The organism is Dehalobacter sp. TeCB1, from assembly GCF_001707455.1.
GTDB classification, from domain to species: domain Bacteria; phylum Bacillota; class Desulfitobacteriia; order Desulfitobacteriales; family Syntrophobotulaceae; genus Dehalobacter; species Dehalobacter restrictus.
In genome coordinates, this window is record NZ_MCHF01000021.1 from 1 (window position 1) to 1,026 (window position 1,026).

The window sequence follows — 1,026 nt, forward strand, 5'->3', positions numbered from 1 at the left end:
TAATCTCGGCCAACCCAAACGTCGGACTGAACACTGCTCCCTCAATCGCTGCGACCTCGGATTTGATCTCTTGCAGACTGAAAGTGGAACCTACTAACGCCGTATAGATGCCTTCGACTAACGTGCCAATGCTAAAGACTTCCGTCTTGATCTCGGCTAACCCGAATGTCGGGCTGAACACCGCTCCTTCGATCGCTGCTACTTCAGACTTGATCTCACCTAGGCTGAAGGTTGAGCTGACCAAGGTCGTGTAGATGCCTTCGACCAGGGTGCCGATACTGAATACTTCTGTCTTGATCTCTGCTAGCCCAAATGTCGGGCTAAACACTGCTCCCTCGATCGCTGCGACCTCGGATTTGATCTCTTGCAGACTGAAAGTGGAACCTACTAACGCCGTATAGATGCCTTCGACTAACGTGCCGATGCTAAAGACTTCGGTCTTGATCTCCGCCAACCCGAATGTTGGACTAAACACTGCTCCTTCGATTGCTGCTACTTCGGACTTGATCTCACCTAAGCTAAATGTCGAGCTAACTAAAGTGGTGTAGATGCCTTCGACCAATGTGCCGATACTGAACACTTCGGTCTTAATCTCAGCCAACCCAAATGTCGGGCTGAAGACCGCTCCTTCAATCGCCGCTACTTCAGACTTGATCTCACCTAGGCTGAAGGTTGAGCTTACCAAGGTCGTGTAGATTCCTTCGACCAGGGTGCCGATGCTGAATACTTCCGTTTTAATCTCGGCTAACCCGAATGTTGGACTAAACACTGCTCCTTCGATCGCGGCGACCTCGGATTTAATCTCTGCTAACCCAAAGGTTGCTCCGATGATGCTCGTGTAGATGCTCTCCAGCAGTGTGCCTATACTGAACACTTCGGTCTTAATCTCAGCCAACCCAAATGTCGGGCTGAAGACCGCTCCTTCAATCGCCGCTACTTCAGACTTGATCTCACCTAAGCTAAAGGTTGAGCTTACCAAGGTCGTGTAGATGCCTTCGACTAGGGTGCCGATGCTGAATACTTCCG

Annotated in this window: 1 pseudogene; it reads right to left on the reverse strand. The window is 50.6% G+C overall.

From position 1 onward, the window contains the following. Window positions 1-874: pseudogene (locus A7D23_RS05995) on the reverse strand (hypothetical protein); the annotation flags it as partial. Between the last annotated feature and the right edge of the window lie 152 nt (window positions 875-1,026).